Raw genomic sequence first — 256 nt, 5'->3', positions numbered from 1 at the left:
GGCCCAAGACCTACGGGTGGATTTTAAAATCATAGAACACAAAGCAGGAGTTAGTATGGATTACGCCAAAAAATATAGGGATTTAGTGGCCGCTTATTATGCAGGTCAGGGCTTCAATGTCAAACGATACGATGAGAGTAAAGACAATCAAGAGAAACATTTGGCATTCACCCGCATCGATTTGATTTTGCGCAAAGACAAACAAATCATCTTTGCGCAGTGCAGAAACTGGAATCCAGATGGAGAACATAAGATC

1 protein-coding gene is annotated in these 256 nt (G+C 41.4%); it reads left to right on the top strand.

Annotated features, from left to right (window positions below):
- On the top strand, positions 1 to 256 hold a 256-nt coding region (locus tag JJQ98_RS08775; protein WP_210670823.1), incomplete at both ends, for a hypothetical protein.

It is taken from the genome of Helicobacter pullorum NCTC 12824 (genome assembly GCF_017979475.1).
Lineage (GTDB): Bacteria > Campylobacterota > Campylobacteria > Campylobacterales > Helicobacteraceae > Helicobacter_D > Helicobacter_D pullorum.
Note: the sequence above shows the minus strand (reverse complement) of the source record. Positions and strands in the feature narration are given on the sequence as shown.